Source organism: Actinosynnema sp. ALI-1.44 (assembly GCF_001984155.1).
Taxonomy (GTDB): Bacteria; Actinomycetota; Actinomycetes; order Mycobacteriales; family Pseudonocardiaceae; genus Kibdelosporangium.
Window position 1 is genome coordinate 774,640 of the sequence record NZ_MTQO01000054.1, and the last position, 16,847, is coordinate 791,486.

The window sequence follows — 16,847 nt, forward strand, 5'->3', positions numbered from 1 at the left end:
AAAGAGGTAAACCGATGCTCAACCGTAGAGGCACGTTGAAACTGGGCGCCGCCGGTGGCGTGGCGCTGGCCCTGCCGGCGGAGCGTCTGGTGTCGGTGGTGGTCGGCAGGCCGCCGTCGGTCGAGCCGTTCACCCGCGCCCTGCCGATCCCGCGTGTCCTGTCGCCGGTGTACTCGGACCGTTCGACGGACTACTACGAGATCTCGGTCAAACCGGGTGTCGCCGAGATCCTGCCGGGCGTGTCGACCGAGGTGATCACGTACAACGGCAGCTTCCCCGGGCCCACCATCAGGGCGCGCCGGGGCCGTTCGGTGAAGGTCGCGGTGACCAACCGGCTGGGCACGCCGTCCGCTGTGCACCTGCACGGCGGGATCGTCCCGCAGGACAGCGACGGGCATCCGCTCGACGTGATCCAGCCGGGCCACTCGCGGATCTACCACTACCCGAACGACCAGCGGGCCTCCACCCTGTGGTACCACGACCACGCGCACCACCTGGAGGCCGAGCAGATCTACAAGGGACTGTGCGGGCTCTACCTGATCGACGACCCGGCCGAGGCGCCGACGTTGCCGCGTGGCCAGTTCGACATCCCGTTGATGTTCCGTGACGTCGCGCTCGACGACCACGGGCAGCTGCTGTGGGCGATGTTCGACGCCCAGCGCCGCGGCACGGTCCTGGTCAACGGTGTGCCGCAGCCGGTTCTGCGGGTGCGCCGCCGCAAGTACCGCCTGCGCCTGGTGAACACGTCCAACGAGCGCATGTTCTCGTTCCGGCTCAGCAACGGTGCCGAGTTCGTCCAGATCGGCACGGACGGCGGCCTGTTGGCACGGCCCGTGCGCCGCACCGAGGTCTCGTTGTGGCCCGCCGAGCGGGTCGAGGTCGTCGTCGACTTCGGCAAGGCGCGGGGCGGCAGCCAGGTCACGCTGCTCAACGCGGAGGGCACCGCATTGGAGAACACCGAGATCATGCGGTTCGAGGTGGCCGACGGCATCCGCAAGGACATGCCGGACACCGACGACAGCTCCGTGCCGCAGAAGCTCAGCATGCTCCCCGCCGTCGGCGCGCCGGTGATGACGACCAGGAAGGTCGTCCTGAGCTTCGACTTCAAGAACCTGGTTTTCCTGATCAACGGCAAACCGTACGACCCGCACCGGATGGACTTCACGATCAAGCGGGGCAGTACCGAGATCTGGGAGGTCACCAACGCCGACCCGGACCCGATCCCGCACTCGCTGCACGTGCACGTCGTCCAGTTCCGGGTGCTCGACCGGGACGGCAGGTCGGTCGAGCCGTGGGAGGCGTACCCGAAGGACACGGTGTCGATCGCGTCCGGCGAGACGGTCCGGCTGTTGATCAAGTTCGACACGCCGTACACGGGTGTTTTCCCGTTCCACTGCCATTTCGTCGACCACTCGTCGGTGGCGATGATGGCGCAGATGCGGATCGTCGCGTGACCAGATCCACCATGGACTACTGTCGGGGCGCATGGCGAGGTATTTCGACGTGCACCCCGACAACCCGCAGAAGCGGTCGATCAACCAGGTCGTGGAGCTGCTGCGGCAGGACGGCCTGATCGCCTACCCGACCGACTCGTGCTTCGCGCTGGGCTGCCAGCTGGGCAACCGGGACGGGATCGACCGGATCCGGCAGATCCGGCAGCTCGACGACCGGCACCACTTCACGCTGGTGTGCCAGGACTTCGCCCAGCTCGGCCAGTTCGTGTACGTCGACAACGACGTGTTCAGGGCGATCAAGGCGGTGACCCCGGGCAGCTACACCTTCATCCTGCCCGCGACGAAGGAAGTCCCGCGCCGCATGCAGCACCCGAAGAAGAAGACGGTCGGCGTGCGCATCCCCGACCACACGGTCGCCCAGGCCCTGCTGGCCGAACTCGGCGAGCCGCTGCTGTCGAGCACGTTGCTGCTGCCCGACCAGCAGGAGCCGATGACCCAGGGCTGGGAGATCAAGGAGCACCTGGACACCGTGATCGACGCGGTGATCGACTCCGGCGAGTGCGGCACCGTGCCGACTACGGTCATCGACTTCTCGCAGGGCGAGCCGGAGATCATCCGCGAAGGTGCTGGCGATCTGTCCCGGTTCGAGTGAGCCCCGGTCACGCGTGGCGGTTCATCCGTGATCTCGCCGCCGGGTGGATGGGGCCGCTGACCCCGGACGACGGGTACCAGGAGTCCGAGCTCGAAGGAATCCGGATGCCGGACGCCCTGCGCCAGGCCTACCGCCTGTTCGGCAGGCGTGCCGACCTGACCAGCAACCAGGACCAGCTCGTCGCGCCCGCGAAGCTCACGCCCGAAGCCGACGGCAGGCTGGTCTTCCGGCGCGAGAACCAGGGCTGCACCGCCTGGGCGGTCGCGGACGTCGAGCACCCCGACCCGCCGGTGGAGTTCCAGGTCGGGCTCGAATGGCGGCCGTACCTCGCCAGCACCTCACTGGCCTGTGTGGAGATGGTCCTCAGCGAGACCCTGCTCGGCTGGGACGACCACGCCGACAACCGGTGGGTCGACCGGGCCGCGATGGACGCGGTGGACCGGGCCTTCAGCCGGGTGCCGTTCCCGGAGTACCCGATGTGGGCCGTCCCGAACGGGCCACCGGTTCGCTGGTACAGCGGTGACGACTGCCTGCTGCGGTGTGACGCCGAGGAGTGGCTGTGGGTGATCGCCCGTACCCCGGCCGCGCTGGAGGACGTCTACGCGGCGGTGCCGGGTGAATGGGAACTGCGAACACGTCAGTGACACCATGTCGAAGACGGACGGCGTGCACCGACTCACTCGTGAGCGCGCCCGGACCGGGGCGCGGAACAGGAGTGGCGACGTGAAATACCTGCTGATCATGAACGTGAACCCGGCGACCATGGCCGCGCTGACCGAGGAGGAGCGCGAGCGGATCGGCAACGGCCACCAGGCGTTCATCGACACCATCACCGACACCGGCGAGCTGATCGTCACCCAGGCGCTGGCCGACCCGTCCACCACCAAGGTCGTCAAGTCCGAGGGCGGCGCGCAGGTGGTCACCGACGGCCCCTACATCGAGGCCAAGGAGTTCATGGGCGGCTTCTACCTGGTCGAGTGCGAGAACCAGGAGCGGGCCGTCGAGTTGGCGAAGCTGATCCCGGACACCGGGTACGAGGGTTTCGGTGTCGAAGTGCGGCCGGTGATGTTCTCCGCCGGCCTGGAGATGTGACCACCGGGCTCGGGGACCTGCTGCGTCAGCTGGCGCCGCAGGTCCTCGGCGTTCTCGTGCGCCGCTACGGCCAGTTCGACGCGTGTGAGGACGCCGTGCAGGAGGCGCTGCTGGCGGCGAGCGTCCAGTGGCGCGCGGACGGGCTGCCCGACAGCCCCAAGTCGTGGCTGATCACGGTCGCGTCCCGCAGGCTCACCGATCAGTGGCGCAGCGAGGAGGCCAGGCGCAGGCGGGAGACGCTGGCCGCCGCGCAGGAGCCGGCGACCGCGGCCGAAGCGGGCGACCGGGACGACACGCTCGAACTGCTGTTCCTGTGCTGTCACCCGGACCTGTCGCCGTCCTCGCAGGTGGCGCTGACCCTGCGGGCCGTCGGCGGGCTGACCACGGGGCAGATCGCGCGCGCGTTCATGGTTCCCGAGGCCACGATGGGGCAGCGGATCAGCCGCGCCAAGCAGAAGATCAAGGCGACCGGCCTGCCCGAGCCGGAGTGGGCGCGGCGCCTGCCGGTCGTCCTGCACGTGCTCTACCTGATCTTCAACGAGGGCTACACCACGTCGACCGGGCCCGACCTGCACAGCGTCGAGCTCACCGGGGAGGCCATCCGGCTGACCAGGACCGTGCACGCGCTGCTGCCCGACGACGGCGAGGTCGCCGGGCTGCTGGCGTTGATGCTGCTCACCGACGCCCGCAGGTCCGCGCGGACGACGAAGGACGGCGGGTTGGTCCCGTTGGCCGACCAGGACCGCTCGCTGTGGAACTCGGCCGAGATCGCCGAGGGCACCGCGCTGATCGACGACGCCATGGCCCGGTTCCCGATCGGCCCCTACCAGTTGCAGGCCGCCATCGCCGCGCTGCACGACGCGGCCGCGGTCCCCGGGGACACCGACTGGCCGCAGATCCTGGTGCTCTACGGGATACTGGCGCGCATCCAGCCCAACCCGATGGTCACGCTCAACCACGCCATCGCACTGTCCATGGTGGATGGACCGGCGGCCGGGCTGGCCATGCTGGCCACATTGGACGACGACAGCCGCGTCGCCGGGCACCACAGGCTGGACGCGGTCCGCGCACACCTGCTCGAACTGGCGGGCGACCCGGCCGCCGCGCGTGCGGCGTATCTGCGCGCGGCCAAACGGACCAGCAGCATCCCGGAACAGCGTTACCTCGAAGCGAAGGCGGGCGCACTCGAACCGTAGGTGACCATGCGGGTCGAGGCTCTCCGGGAACTAGAGTCCTGTGCTGACCGACTACGTGACCGTGAAGGGCCACCTCATGTTCGCCAGGCGTATCTCCGCCGCGTTGTTGCTGGGTGTGACAGTGCTGCTGTCCACCGCTGTGCCCGCGTTCGCGCACACCGAACTGAAGGGCAGCAACCCGGCGAAAGGGGCGGCACTGCCCGCCGCGCCCGCGCAGATCCAGCTCACGTTCAGCGAGGCTGTGCAGGTCGAGCCCGGTGCGGTCTCGGTCGCGGGTCCTGGCGGGGAGCAGTGGACCGTCGGCCAGGTCACGGTCGCCGCGCAGGTCGTCACCGCCCCGGTGACGCCGGTCGGCCCCGCCGGGCAGTACACCATCAGCTACCGGGTCATTTCGGCCGACGGCGATCCGGTGAGCGGAAAGGTGCCGTTCACGCTCACCGCCGCCGTGCCCGCGCCAACGGCCCCGAGTACCCCTGCTTCCACACCGGCGACATCGCCGGGGACGTCGTCGGGCGCACCGGCGGCGAGCGCGTCCGCCGCCACGACCGCGACGGCAACCCCGAACGCCCAGAAAACCGATGAAAGCGGCGGAATCCCCGTTTGGGTATGGATTGTCGCCGCTATTGTCCTCGCAGGTGCGGGTGTTTTCCTCGGTGTTCGGGTGGGGAAATCGAAGCGCTGACACCCATAGGGGTGAGAAAATCATATAAGGGCACACAGTTCGTCATTTCGGCCTCGTGGCGCTGTCACTGGTGTGCGTGACGGCGGGACTGCCAACCTGGGTCACATCTTGCGGGTCACCAGGTTCGCTGTGAGGACTGGAGGTCGAGGTGACCAACTTCGCCGCTGTCAGCCTTCCCCGGGAAGAATTCGACTGCCTCGAGACGAACACGAGCGCGGGCCCGGTCGTCCGCATCCCGATCAGGGCGTTGCGCGTCGCCGGGTCGCCGAGGACCGCGGGGGAGAACCTCGAACACGTCAGGGCGCTCGCCGACACCCCGGACGAGTTGCCGCCGATCATCGTGCACCGCGCGACGATGCGCGTGATCGACGGCGTGCACCGGCTGCGGGCAGCCAGGCTGCGCAACCAGCCCGACATCGCGGTCCGTTTCTTCGACGGTGACGAGGCCGACGCGTTCGTGCTCGCCGTGCGCGCGAACGTCGCACACGGGCTGCCGTTGTCACTGGCCGAACGCAAGGCCGCGGCGAAGAGCATCGTGACCAGCCACCCCCACTGGTCGGACCGGTTGATCGCGAGCGTGACCGGCCTGTCGGCCAAGACCATCGGCGAGGTCCGGCGAAACGGCGGCGTGCCGCAGCCGGAGAGCCGGGTCGGCCAGGACGGCCGGGTCCGGCCGATCAACAGCCTGGAGAAGCGCAGGCTGGCGATGAACCTGATGCGCCAGAACCCGGATCTGTCGTTGCGCCAGGTCGCCAAGGCGGCGGGCATCTCCCCGGAAACCGCGCGCGCGGTCCGGTCCCGGTTGCAGCGCGGCGAGGACCCGACGGTCCGCAAACCGAGCAACACCAGGAAGACCGACGAGAAACGGCAGTCGCAGACCCGCATCCCGCAGCCGTTGCAACTGCCTGACCGCGTGACGATCATGCGCTACCTGCGGACCGATCCGACGCTCCGGTTCTCCGAGACCGGCCGGACATTGCTGCGACTGCTGGACGTGCACGCGATGAGCAACGACAAGTGGGCGTTGCTGGTGCGCAACGTGCCGCCGCACGCCAGGGGCTCGATCGCGCAGGCGGCGATGGAATGCGCCCGGGTCTGGCGCACGGTCGCCGAGCAGTTGGAACGCACAGCAGGGCCGCGGTGACATGACCAGGGACATGACCAGGGAGATGCCCGGGATCGCGGGTGGCGTCGACTTCACGGCGGGCAGCCGGAGTTCCGTGTCCTACAGCGGCGAACTGCACAACCGCGCCGAACTGCGGGACTCGCTGACGCGCCTCGGGCACACGTTCGCGACCGGTGACGATGTCGAGGTCGTGCGCCAGGCCTACGTCGAATGGGGGCCGGATCTGGTTTCCCGGCTCGACGGGGTGTACGCGTTCGCCATCTGGGACTCGCGCGCCCGTGAGCTGGTCATGGTCCGCGACCGGCTCGGTGTCAAGCCGTTGTACTACTACCCGACGCGCGACGGTGTCCTGTTCGGAACCTCGCCGACGGCGATCCTCGACGACCCGTCGGTGCCGCGGGTCGTCGACGTGGACGGCCTGCGCGGGCTGGTCACGTCGACTCGGCCGCCGTGGCGGGGAATGCGTTCGCTGGGGCCGGGCCAGATCGTGACCCTGTCACGCGCAGGGGCCAGGGCGGACACCTACTGGCGTGCGGAACCGGGACCGCACAACGAGGTCGAGCTGCCGGCGGGCCGCAGCGGGTTCTCCGCCGACACGGCCGCACTGGCCGACCCGGCTTTGCGCCGCAAGGTTGTTGCCGCGTACGACATGCCGATGGGCTTCGGCGCGCCGGACCTCTCGCTGTGCCTGCTGCTCGGGTCGCTCCCGGCTCGCTCCACTGTGGTCCTGCCTGTCCTGCTGGCCGACGAGGTGTTCGGCGCGGCACACTGCCCGCCGGGTGACCGGCTGGCGTTGATGTGCCCGCACCTGCGCGGTCATCTCGCCGGTGCCGATCCGGGTGCGCCGGGGTTCGCCCGGACGACGATCGAGCGCGTCGACCGGATCGCGACGGCGGCGGGTCTGCGGGTCCGCCTGCCGTACGCCGACCACCGGCTGATCCCCTACATCGACAACTCGCCGTGGGCCAGACGTGTGCCGACACCCGATCCCCGGTACAACGAGGAAATCCAACGGCAGGCCAAGGAGGTGCTCGCCGACCGCGACCACCTCGCCATGTCCCTGATCGACTGGGACTGGCTGACCGACGCCACAGCCGCGGACCCCGCCACCATGCCCGGCGCGGTGACCAGTGGCATCGACTGGATACTCGACCTGTACCACTGGGTCGACATGTACGACCCGACCGTCGAGCGCCCCGGGTAGCCACCGTGTCCGCATGGCCCGGTGGCACGAGCTGGCGGAAGCACACGCCGCGTACCGCGACAGATCCATTGTGGACTACATGTGGCTCGCCGTCGCGGCGTGGGGCCGCAGGCCCTGACCGCGGGACCGCGGACGGGGTCAGTCGCCGGACAGGTCGAGGATCGCGCGGTCTCCCCGGACGAGCACCCGCGTCCGTTCCAGCGGCACGTCGTTGCCGTCGAGCGCGGTCCTGTGCCAGGACAGCATCGGCTGGACCTGGCTGAGGTCGAGCATCCTCGCTTCCGGGGGCGTCGCGGTCGAGAGCTCCATCCGTGTTTCCGCCCGCGCGGTTCGCCCGGTGAACCAGCGCATCGTGCTCGGGGCGCCGGGGGTCTCCGCCAGTCGCGCTATCGGAATGTGCCGGGAGATCAGGCCGAAGGGCCGGTGGTCGGCCAGCAGCAGCCTGCCGACGTGCAGGACGAGGTCTCCCGGCGTCAGGTCCAGGTCCGCCGCGACCCGATCGTCGGCGGGCACCACGTCCCGCACCACGTGCACGTGTCCGAAACCCGCTCCCGGTGCCACCGGGTCGAGGTCCACCCCGTCCGGGGTTATCCGGCAGAGCAGCTTCGAATCCGCGACGTAGGTTCCGCTGCCCCTCCGGCGCGACACCTTGCCGGCCAGTGTCAGTTCGTCCACCGCGTTCCTGAGCGTCATCCGGGCTATTTCGAGTTGTTCGGAGAGTGCCCTTTCCGACGGCAGCGCCGAGCCCGGTTCGAGCTTCTCGATCAGGTTGACGAGCTCCTTCTTCGCCTTTTCCGACGGTGACTCGTGCGTCTCGTCGTTGCCTGCCGGGACCGCGCGCAGCAGCGGGATGTGTTCGCCGCCCCACGTCACCGTCAGCCTGCGGTTGCCGAGCGGGCTGTCCAGCGGGACGTTCCGGATCGATCGGACCAATCGGGCGTCCGCCGACGGGAGTGCGGCCCGGGTGATCCTGACCTGGACCGCGCGGGAGTTCTCGCTGACTGACACATCCGTGATCCGCTCGCTCCGCTTGTGCGGGATGAGCACGGCCAACGTGCGGCCGCGGTCGGTTGTCGACCACAGCCCGAGCGCGGGCGCCCGGTCCGCGCCGGGCGCTTCGGGGAGGGTGAGCGACACGGGGACTCTCCTCGGTGGGGACGTGGGGTGGTCCCGCCAGCATTACCGGAACGGGTTTTCCCGTGGTTGCCGCCGACCCGCTCTTTGCCCGAAAGGCTCTCGAGCCGTGCGCGAATCAACGATCTTGTCCATTATGGACAGATTGTGGCCGCCAAAGGTCCTTAGTTGTGCCTTTGACCTCCTGTACTGTTGCGATGTGCCTCTCGGGATGGACAAGAGTGCACTGGGGGAGCAGGGTCGGCGGGCATCGTCGAGGGTCGAGTTGCTGGGCCCGGTCAGGGTGATGCACGACGGCGTGGAAGTCGGGCTGGGACCCGGCAGGCAACGGGCTGTCTTCGTGGTTCTCGCGATGCGGCCCGGGCAGTCGGTTTCGCGGGCCGAGCTGGTCGAAGCCGTGTGGGGCCACGCGGCACCTGCCAGCGCCGACGGCAGCGTCTACACCTATGTTTCCGGCTTGCGCAGGGCGCTGCGCGAGCTGGGCCGCGATGTCATTGTGTCCGCTGGAAACGGTTATTCGTTGCGAGTGGACGCACACCAGGTCGACGTCACGCTCTTCGACGAACTATGCGAGCAGGCGAATGCGTTGGCCGCCCGCGAGGACCACCGGGCGGTGACCGAGAAACTCGGCGACGCCCTGGTGCTGTGGCGTGGCGAGGCGTTCGCGGGCGTGCCGGGGCCGTTCGCCGAGCAGGAGCGGATCAGGCTCGAACAGTCGTGGCTGCGCGCGGTGCAGACGTACGCCAAGGCGCGACTGGAACTCGGCGACCACGTCGAGGTCGCCGCCGACCTGGAAGTGCTCGTGCGGTCCCACCCGTTGCGGGAGCCCTTGCGGGAGCTGCTGATGGTCGCGCTGGCCCGCAGCGGCAGGCACGCCGAGGCGCTGGAGGTCTTCGAGGACGCGCGGGCGACCCTGGCGCGGGAACTGGGCGCCCAACCGGGCCCCACACTGCGACAGGTGCACGCCGACGTGCTCGCGGGCAAGGATCTGGCCGCCCAGCCGCGAATGCCGAGCCTGCACGTGATGCCGTACTCGGTCAAGGCGCGGCCGGACCACCCGTTCGTCGGCCGGCAGCGGGAACTCGGCCTGCTCCGGCAACTGCTGACACGGATGCGTGCGGGCGACGGCGGCGCCGTCTGGGTCGAGGGCGAACCGGGGATCGGCAAGTCCGAGCTGATCGGCGCCGCCCTCGACGGGGTCGGGGGCCAGATCGGCTGGGCGGTGGCGGACGAGCTGTCCGGCCGGTTCCCGCTGCAGATCATGCTGGAGTGCCTCGGGCTGGACCGCAAGCTGCCCGCGGGCGAGTCCGTGGTGACTGTTGTGGAGCGGTTGTGCGATCGCGGGCCGCTCGTGCTCGTGCTCGACGACATGCAATGGGCGGACGCCGACAGCGTGCTGGCCTGGCGCAGGCTGTGCGATGCGGCCAAACGCCTGCCGCTGCTGCTGATCTGCGCGGTCAACACCGGGCACGGCCGGGCGGACCTGCGCGAGCTGCGTGGGTACGTCGAAAGCGGGGGCTCGTCGATCGAACTCGGCCCGCTCTCCTATGTGGAAAGTGAAGCGCTGCTGACCGGCCTCGTGCGCGCCCGCCCCGGCCGGGCGCTGCGCCGGATCGCCGCACGGGCGGACGGCAATCCCCTGTACATCACGGAAGTCGTCGCCGCCTTGCGGGCGGACGACGCGATCGACACGGTCGACGGCGTCGCCGACGTCGACGAGGGCGAAGTCGACGACGCGCCGCGGACACTGGCCGCCGCGGTCGAGCGGTCGTCGAAGTCGTTGTCCGACAGCACGAAGGAGATGCTCGTCTGGGTCGCCGTGCTCGGCGCCGACGCGGCCATCGGCACCATCGCCGCGGCTTCCGAGCGGCCGGTGTGGCACCTCGTGCGCGCCGTGACCGACGCGGTGGAAGCGAACGTGCTCGTCGAAGACGGCCCGAAGCTGGTCTTCCGGCACCAGCTGATGCGGGACACGGTGTACGGCGGCATCGCGGGCCCGACCCGTGGCGTGCTGCACCGGCAGGCCGCCAAGGTGCTCGCCGAGGCGGGCGCCCCGCCGCACCGGGTGTCGGAGCAGTTGGTGGCGGCGGGCGGGGACACCGGCCCGTGGGTGGCGGGCTGGCTGGCCGAGCACGCCGCCGAGCTCGCCGTCCGGGCACCGCTGGTCGCGGCCGAACTGCTCGCCCAGGTGATCGACACCGTCGAACTCGGCGACCCGCGCCGCGAGACACTGCTCGTGGCCGAGGTGCGGGTGCTGTTCCAGCTGTCCCGTGACCCGGAGGCGGAAGCGCGGCACGCGCTGGCGTTGTGCACGGATCCCGCGCGGTGCGCGGAGATGCGGCAGCTGCTCGCGGCGATCGTCTACCGGCAAGGGCGCCGGGCGGAAGCCGTCGCGACGCTCACCGAGACCCCGCTCGACCCGGCGCTGCCGGAGGTGTGGCGGTTGCGGCACAAGGCGTTGCTGGCGTACCTGCGGCGTGACATGAGCAACGTCGACACGGCCGAGGTCGCCGCCAAGGACGCGTACGAGGACGCGGCCGTCGCGGGCGACGACTTCCTGGCCGCACACGCGTTGCAGACCAGGTGGCTGGTGGACTCCATGCGCCGCGACCACGTCGAGGCGCTGCGGCACATCGACGAGGCGATCACCCTCATCGAGGGCAAGCCCGACTACACCGGCATGCACTTCGACCTGCTGGACAACAAGATCTACTCGCTGCAGAACCTCGACCGGCTCGACGACGCGGACGCGGTGCTCGGCGTGGCGGCCGGACTCAGCCCGGCCGAAGGTGTTCCGATCGGCATGCACGTGACCGCCGCGGTGCACAACTACTGGCGGGGCCGGTGGGACGAGTCGCTGCGGTCGCTCGGCGCGGTCGTCGGCGACGGCCCGTCGATCACGTACGCGGGCCTGATCGACGCGGGCCCGGCCAGACTGCTGCTCTACGGCCTGTCGGCGTTGATCTGCGCCCGCAGGGGCAACCACGTCGAGGCGGCGGCGCACCTCGACGCGGCCGAGCACTGCCTGGTGGTCACCAAGGCCGAGGTGGAGAGCCTGGATTTCCTGCTCGCCGCCCGAGCGCTGGTCGCGGTCCAGGAGGGCGATCTGGTGCGGGGCTACGCCGAACTGGCGCCGATCCTGCAGCCGCGCTACGCCGGGATGATGCTGCGCCACCAGTGGTTGCCCGCGCTCGTGCGGGTCGCGGCCAGGATGGGCGACTGGGCGAAGGTGGAGCAGGCCGTCGAGGCGGTGGAGTTCGAGGCGGCCCGCGAACCCGTGCCCGCTCGGGCTTTCGCCGCGCTGCAACGCTGCCGCGCACTGCTCACGCGTGATCCCGAACCGGCCATGGTCGCCGCCGACCACTACCGCAGGGTCGGCAGACCGGTGGAACTGGCTGCGGCGCTCGGCGACATCGCCGACCTGTTCGCCGAGCGCGGCCGACCGGCCGACGCCCGCGCCGCCTCGGCCGAGGCCGCGGAGATCTTCACCGGGGTCGGGGCCGGATGGGATCTCGCGCAGCTGGGCCTCAGGGCCGGGTGACTCCGGACAACGCGGTTGACGCTAGTGGTTCGTGACCACTAGATAACGCCCGCGCGCAGGGCGTACGCGACCGCGTGCGCCCGGTTTCGCAGGTGCAACCTGCTCGTCATGTTGAAGATGACGTTCTTGACCGTGCGCTCGGAGTACGCCAGTTCCTTGGCGATCTCCTCGGTGCCCCACCCCTCCGCGATCAACCGCAGCACGTCGACCTCGCGCGGTTCGAGACCGGACGCGCTCAACCCGTTGGGTGCGAGTACTTCCCGCTGTAGGACCTTGATCCGGCGCAGCAGTGTGCCGAGCACGTCACGCGGCATCACGCCGTTGCCCGACGACGCCGCGACGATGCAGTCGACCAGCTGGTCACCCGTCACCGAGTTCTTCGGCAGGATTGCCACGACGTGGCACTCGACCAGGGTGAGCAGGGGCCCCTCGCCCAGCTCCCCGGTCATCAGCACGGTCGGCAACCCACCTTCGGCGACCGAGTTCCGCAGCCGTGCCAACGCTTCCGGCCCGACCCGTTCGGTGGACAGCACCTGGACCGTCGCCTCGTCGCGCTTGTCGACCACGGCCACTTCGGGTCTCTGCTGGAGGTAGCTGGACAACCCCACGTACGTGATGGGGTCGGTGGCTTGTATGACGACCTTTACCCGTTCCATCGCGATCGCGCCTTCCCCGACTAGCTCGCCTGTGGAATGGGATTAAGTCTTCGCCAATGGTCTTCATAAACTCTTGCCGGGATTTGAACGAACCCGCAAGTAACCTTGACGGCGGGCGTGACAGGAGTCACCCGGGTGGCGGATTGTCCGTTTGCGGCGGGGTCCGCGGCGCGCCACGTAGTCGTATTGAAGCTCACCGGCGGCCGGAGGAGAAGGAGTTTCTGCTGTTCGGCGACTTTTTGACACCTGCGGTTGCCCTGTTGACCACATCGCCGCTCGGTCACGGAGAGTGATATATATGTGTGAACGGCATCACACTGGGGAATTTCATAGTGTGCTCATAAAGACTCCCGCATAGCCGCTCCGGCCCGTGCTGGAAAGGCTGTCAGCGCGGTATCCTCGCGAGGGATTCGGGGGTGAGTGATGGCGGCGGAGCCGGTTGAGCCCCTGCGCGTCCAAGTGCTGGGCACGGTCAGCGCGTGGCGGGGCGAACAGCGTTTGGACCTGGGATCGGGGCGGCAGTGCGCGGTGTTCGCCGCGTTGGCGATGCGTGCGAACCGGGTCGTCTCCCGTGAGGATCTGGTCACCTCGGTATGGGGTGACAACCCGCCGACCGGCGCGAGCGGCAGCCTCTACACATATGTCTCCAGGCTGCGGCGAGTGCTCGAACCGGACCGTTCCCGGTGGTCCGGCGGCCACACTCTGGTCTCGGCCGGTTCCGGCTACTCCCTGCAACTCGGCGACGGCCTGCTGGACGTCACCGAGTTCGACCGGCTCAGGGAATCGGCCAACGACCTGTGGAACCGCCGGGACCTGACAGCGGCGAGAGCGGCCATGGACGCGGCGCTCGCGCTCTGGCACGGCGAGGCCCTCGCGGGCATCGAAGGCCCGGCCGCGGCGCTGCACCGCAAGCGGCTGGCCGAGCTGAGGCTGGCCGCGCTGGAACGCCGTGCCGAGATCATGCTCGCCGCCGGTGACACCACCGGCGCGGTGACCGAGCTGTACCGGCTGGCCGGGGCGCACCCGTTGCGGGAAAGCCTGCGCGGCCTGCTGATGACCGCGTTGCACCGGGTCGGCCGCGACCCCGAGGCGCTCGAGGTCTACGACGAGACCAAGCGGATCCTGATCGAACAGCTCGGCATCGAGCCGGGCGCGAACCTGCGCCGGATCCACGACGAGATCGTCTCGCGCCGCGGCGCGACCGTCGCCGCGACCCGCACGCCGTCGCTGGCCACCCTGGCCATGCCGGACGTGTTCGTCGGCAGGTCCGGCATGCTTTCCGCGTTGCGCAACCGGTTGGTGGACGTGCTGCACGGCAGCGGCGCGGCGGTCTGGGTCGAAGGCGAGTCGGGGATCGGCAAGTCCGCGCTGCTGGCCGCCGCGCTCGGGGACGCGGCCGACCGCGGTGGCCAGCTGCTGTGGTCGGCGGGCGACGAGGTCGGCAGGCGCTTCCCCCTCGGCCTGATCACGTCGTGCCTCGGCGTGGAGGCACGGTCGACCGACCCGCGGCGCTTGGCCGTCGCCGAGGCGCTGCGCACGGGCGAGTCCGGTGACGACCCGCTGGTCGCCGCGGTCGACCTGCTGATCGACCTGATCGAACAGCTCTGCGCCGACGGCCCGGTCGTACTGGTGCTCGACGACATGCAGTGGTCCGACGACGCGAGCCTGCTCGTCTGGCACCGGATGGTCCGGCTCACCCGGCAACTGCCGCTGCTGCTCGTCGGCTCGGCGAGGCTCCTGCCGCGCCGGGCGGAGCTGGACCAGCTGCGGTCGGTCGTGTCCACCTGGGGCGGGGACCTGCACACGCTCGAACCGCTCGACGAAGCGGGCACGGCCGAGCTCGCCGGACGGCTGCTCGGCGCGGAACCCGGCGCGACCCTGCTCGGCCTGACCGACAGCGCCGCGGGCAACCCGGCGTTCATCCGCGAGATCGTCGACGCGCTGGTCCGCGACGAGGCGATCACGATCGACGACGGCATCGCGGACGTCGACGACATCGACACCGAGGGCCTGACCGCGGCACAGCCGGCGCTGGCGTCGGTCGTCACGCGGCGGACCGGGCACCTGGCCAACCTGACCAAGGACGCGCTGCGCTGGGCCGCGCTGCTCGGCGTCGAGTTCGACCTCGGCGACCTCGCGACGGTGATGGCCCGTCCGGCGTCCGAGCTGATCAGGGCGATCGAGGAGGCGACGGCGGCGGGAGTGCTGCGTGAGGCCGGGCAGCGGTTCGCGTTCCGGCACCCGCTGGTGCGCCGCGCCCTGTACGAGGCGATGCCGGTGGCCGTGCGGATCGCGTTGCACCGCCAGGCAGCCGAGACGCTCGACGAGGCAGGCGCCCCGGTTTCCCTGGTGGCGGCCCAGTTGCAAGGCGCGGGTGTGCCGGTGGACGCGTGGGTCACGCGCTGGCTGCTGGCCAACACGAACGCGGTCGCCCGCCGATCCCCGACCAGCGCCGCGGACCTGCTGGAACGCGCGATCGCCAGCCCCGGCCTGCGCGACGAGGCGCGCGAAACCCTCACCGCCCGGCTGGTTCGCGTGCTGTTCTGGCTGGGGCGTGACCCGGGCGTGCAGGCGCGTGCGGTGCTCGCGATGACCATTGACCCGGACCGGTCCGCGGAGATGCGGCTGGTCCTGGCCTACCTCGACTACCTCGGGCACGACAACGCCCGCGCGATCGAAGCTCTCGACCAGGTGATCAGCGACCCGGAAGTCCCCGAACACTGGCGCGCACGCCACCAGGCGCTGCGGGTGATGGTGCGCCGCAGCGGAATGGAGGACCTGGCCGCGTCGGAGCCGGACGCGCTGACGGAACTGAGCAAGGCCGTCGCCGCGAAGGACTTCTTCGGCATCGCGCAGTGGTCGCAGTCGCTCTGGCTGACCGCGTCCATGACGCGCAGGCACGCCGAGGCGCTCGACCACATCAACACCGCGATCGCGGCGATCTCCAGCCGCCCGGAGCTGGCGGATCTGCTGCTGAGCTTCCTGGACAACAAGATGTTCACGCTGCAGAACCTCGACCGGCTCGACGACGCGGGCCAGACCCTCGACGCGGCACGCCACCTGGTCACCAGGTCGAACCTGCCGAGCGGTCCGTACATCGCCGCGGCCGTGCACCACTTCTGGCTCGGCCGGTGGGACGAGGCACTGGGCGACCTGGACTCGGTGATGCGCGACGGCCCGGAGATCACGTTCTACGGCCTGCGCCAGCACGGCGTGATCCGGCTGCTGCACGGCACCGCCGCACTCATCGCGGTGCACCGGGACGACTCGGTCAGCCTGGAACGCCACCTCAAACTGGTCACCGACCTACCGGACCCGACACCGGAGGCCAGGGACAACATCGACTTCCTGCTGATGGCGCAAGCGCTCGCGGCCGAGCAGCGCGGCCGTCCGGCGGAGGCGCTCGAACTGCTCGCGCCCGTGTTCGACCATGACTTCTCCCAGATGATGCTGCGCCACCAGTGGCTGCCCAAGCTGGTCCGGCTCGCGCTGGACCTCGGCGACCGCGACCTGGCCGCCCGTGCGCTGAAGCTCTGCGAGGCCGAGGCCGCGATGGAGGTCCGGCCCGCCCGCGCGACCGCCGCGGTGCAGTGGTGCCGCGGGCTGATCGAGCAGGATCCGGGCGCGCTGCTGACCGTGGCCAAGCACTTCGCCGTGGTCGGCAGGAAAGTCGAACACGGCATGGCCTCCGAGGACGCGGCGATCCTGCTGGCCGCCGACCGCAGGCTCGACGAGGCTCGTGCGGCGCTGCACGACGCGGTGATCGTGTTCACCGAACTCGGCGCGGCGTGGGACGTCCGCCGGGCCGAGTCGCGGCTGGCGCCGTTCGGCCTGAGCACGGTCGTCGTGCCGGCCGGGCCGCTGTCCAAAGTGGAGATCCGGATCGCCAGGCTGGTCGCGGCGGGCTGGCCGAACGCCGACATCGCCACCCAGCTGTCGCTGTCGCGCAGCACAGTGCAGATGCACGTGTCCCGCATCCTGCGCAAGCTGGGGGTGGACTCCAGACTGGCCGTCACCAACGACCTGATCAACGGCCGCCTGTCGTGGATGGGGAACCCCGGGGCGTCTGACGCCGGTGAGGTCGCCTGCACGGCACGCGTACGCTGATCG

The 16,847-nt window shown here is 70.1% G+C and carries 12 protein-coding genes; 10 read left to right on the forward strand and 2 right to left on the reverse strand.

Annotated elements, in window-relative coordinates; genetic code table 11:
- Positions 1-14: 14 nt before the first annotated feature.
- From ALI144C_RS50540 to ALI144C_RS50575, 8 genes are all read left to right on the forward strand, one after another.
- On the forward strand, positions 15-1,454 hold the full coding sequence (locus ALI144C_RS50540) for a multicopper oxidase family protein (protein WP_076994412.1): 1,440 nt from the start codon (positions 15-17) through the stop codon (positions 1,452-1,454).
- Positions 1,455-1,485: 31 nt separating this feature from the next.
- Positions 1,486-2,106, forward strand: coding sequence for an L-threonylcarbamoyladenylate synthase (locus ALI144C_RS50545; RefSeq protein ID WP_076994413.1), 621 nt, complete (start codon positions 1,486-1,488; stop codon positions 2,104-2,106).
- Positions 2,103-2,750, forward strand: a complete 648-nt coding sequence (locus ALI144C_RS50550) for a hypothetical protein (RefSeq protein WP_076994414.1) — start codon at positions 2,103-2,105, stop codon at positions 2,748-2,750. The genes ALI144C_RS50545 and ALI144C_RS50550 overlap by 4 nt, the downstream gene beginning before the upstream one ends.
- Before the next feature lie 79 nt (positions 2,751-2,829).
- On the forward strand, positions 2,830-3,198 hold the full coding sequence (locus tag ALI144C_RS50555; protein ID WP_076994879.1) for a YciI family protein: 369 nt from the start codon (positions 2,830-2,832) through the stop codon (positions 3,196-3,198).
- A complete protein-coding gene (locus ALI144C_RS50560; RefSeq protein WP_076994415.1) occupies positions 3,195-4,394 on the forward strand; it encodes an RNA polymerase sigma factor in 1,200 nt (399 codons plus the stop codon). Before ALI144C_RS50555 ends, ALI144C_RS50560 begins: the two co-directional genes overlap by 4 nt.
- A gap of 40 nt (positions 4,395-4,434) precedes the next feature.
- Positions 4,435-5,076, forward strand: coding sequence for a copper resistance CopC family protein (locus ALI144C_RS50565; protein ID WP_237774695.1), 642 nt, complete (start codon positions 4,435-4,437; stop codon positions 5,074-5,076).
- Between the two features lie 148 nt (positions 5,077-5,224).
- Entirely contained in the window at positions 5,225-6,220 is a 996-nt protein-coding gene (locus ALI144C_RS50570) for a ParB/RepB/Spo0J family partition protein (RefSeq protein WP_083754090.1), read from the forward strand.
- 1 nt (position 6,221) lies between these two features.
- Entirely contained in the window at positions 6,222-7,406 is a 1,185-nt protein-coding gene (locus tag ALI144C_RS50575) for an asparagine synthase-related protein (protein WP_076994416.1), read from the forward strand.
- Between the two features lie 138 nt (positions 7,407-7,544).
- Here ALI144C_RS50575 and ALI144C_RS55080 read toward each other — a convergent pair whose 3' ends face one another.
- A complete protein-coding gene (locus tag ALI144C_RS55080) occupies positions 7,545-8,543 on the reverse strand; it encodes a GntR family transcriptional regulator (protein WP_076994417.1) in 999 nt (332 codons plus the stop codon).
- A 196-nt stretch (positions 8,544-8,739) separates the two neighbouring features.
- Here ALI144C_RS55080 and ALI144C_RS50585 point away from each other — a divergent pair, with 196 nt between their 5' ends.
- A complete protein-coding gene (locus ALI144C_RS50585; RefSeq protein ID WP_168211544.1) occupies positions 8,740-12,081 on the forward strand; it encodes an AfsR/SARP family transcriptional regulator in 3,342 nt (1,113 codons plus the stop codon).
- 38 nt (positions 12,082-12,119) lie between these two features.
- Here the strand turns inward: ALI144C_RS50585 and ALI144C_RS50590 are convergent, their stop codons facing one another.
- Complete coding sequence (locus ALI144C_RS50590) at positions 12,120-12,737, reverse strand: response regulator transcription factor (protein ID WP_076994419.1); 618 nt, start codon at positions 12,735-12,737, stop codon at positions 12,120-12,122.
- A gap of 423 nt (positions 12,738-13,160) precedes the next feature.
- On the opposite strand from ALI144C_RS50590, the gene ALI144C_RS50595 reads away from it, so the two are divergent.
- Positions 13,161-16,844, forward strand: a complete 3,684-nt coding sequence (locus ALI144C_RS50595; protein WP_076994420.1) for a BTAD domain-containing putative transcriptional regulator — start codon at positions 13,161-13,163, stop codon at positions 16,842-16,844.
- Positions 16,845-16,847: the final 3 nt, after the last annotated feature.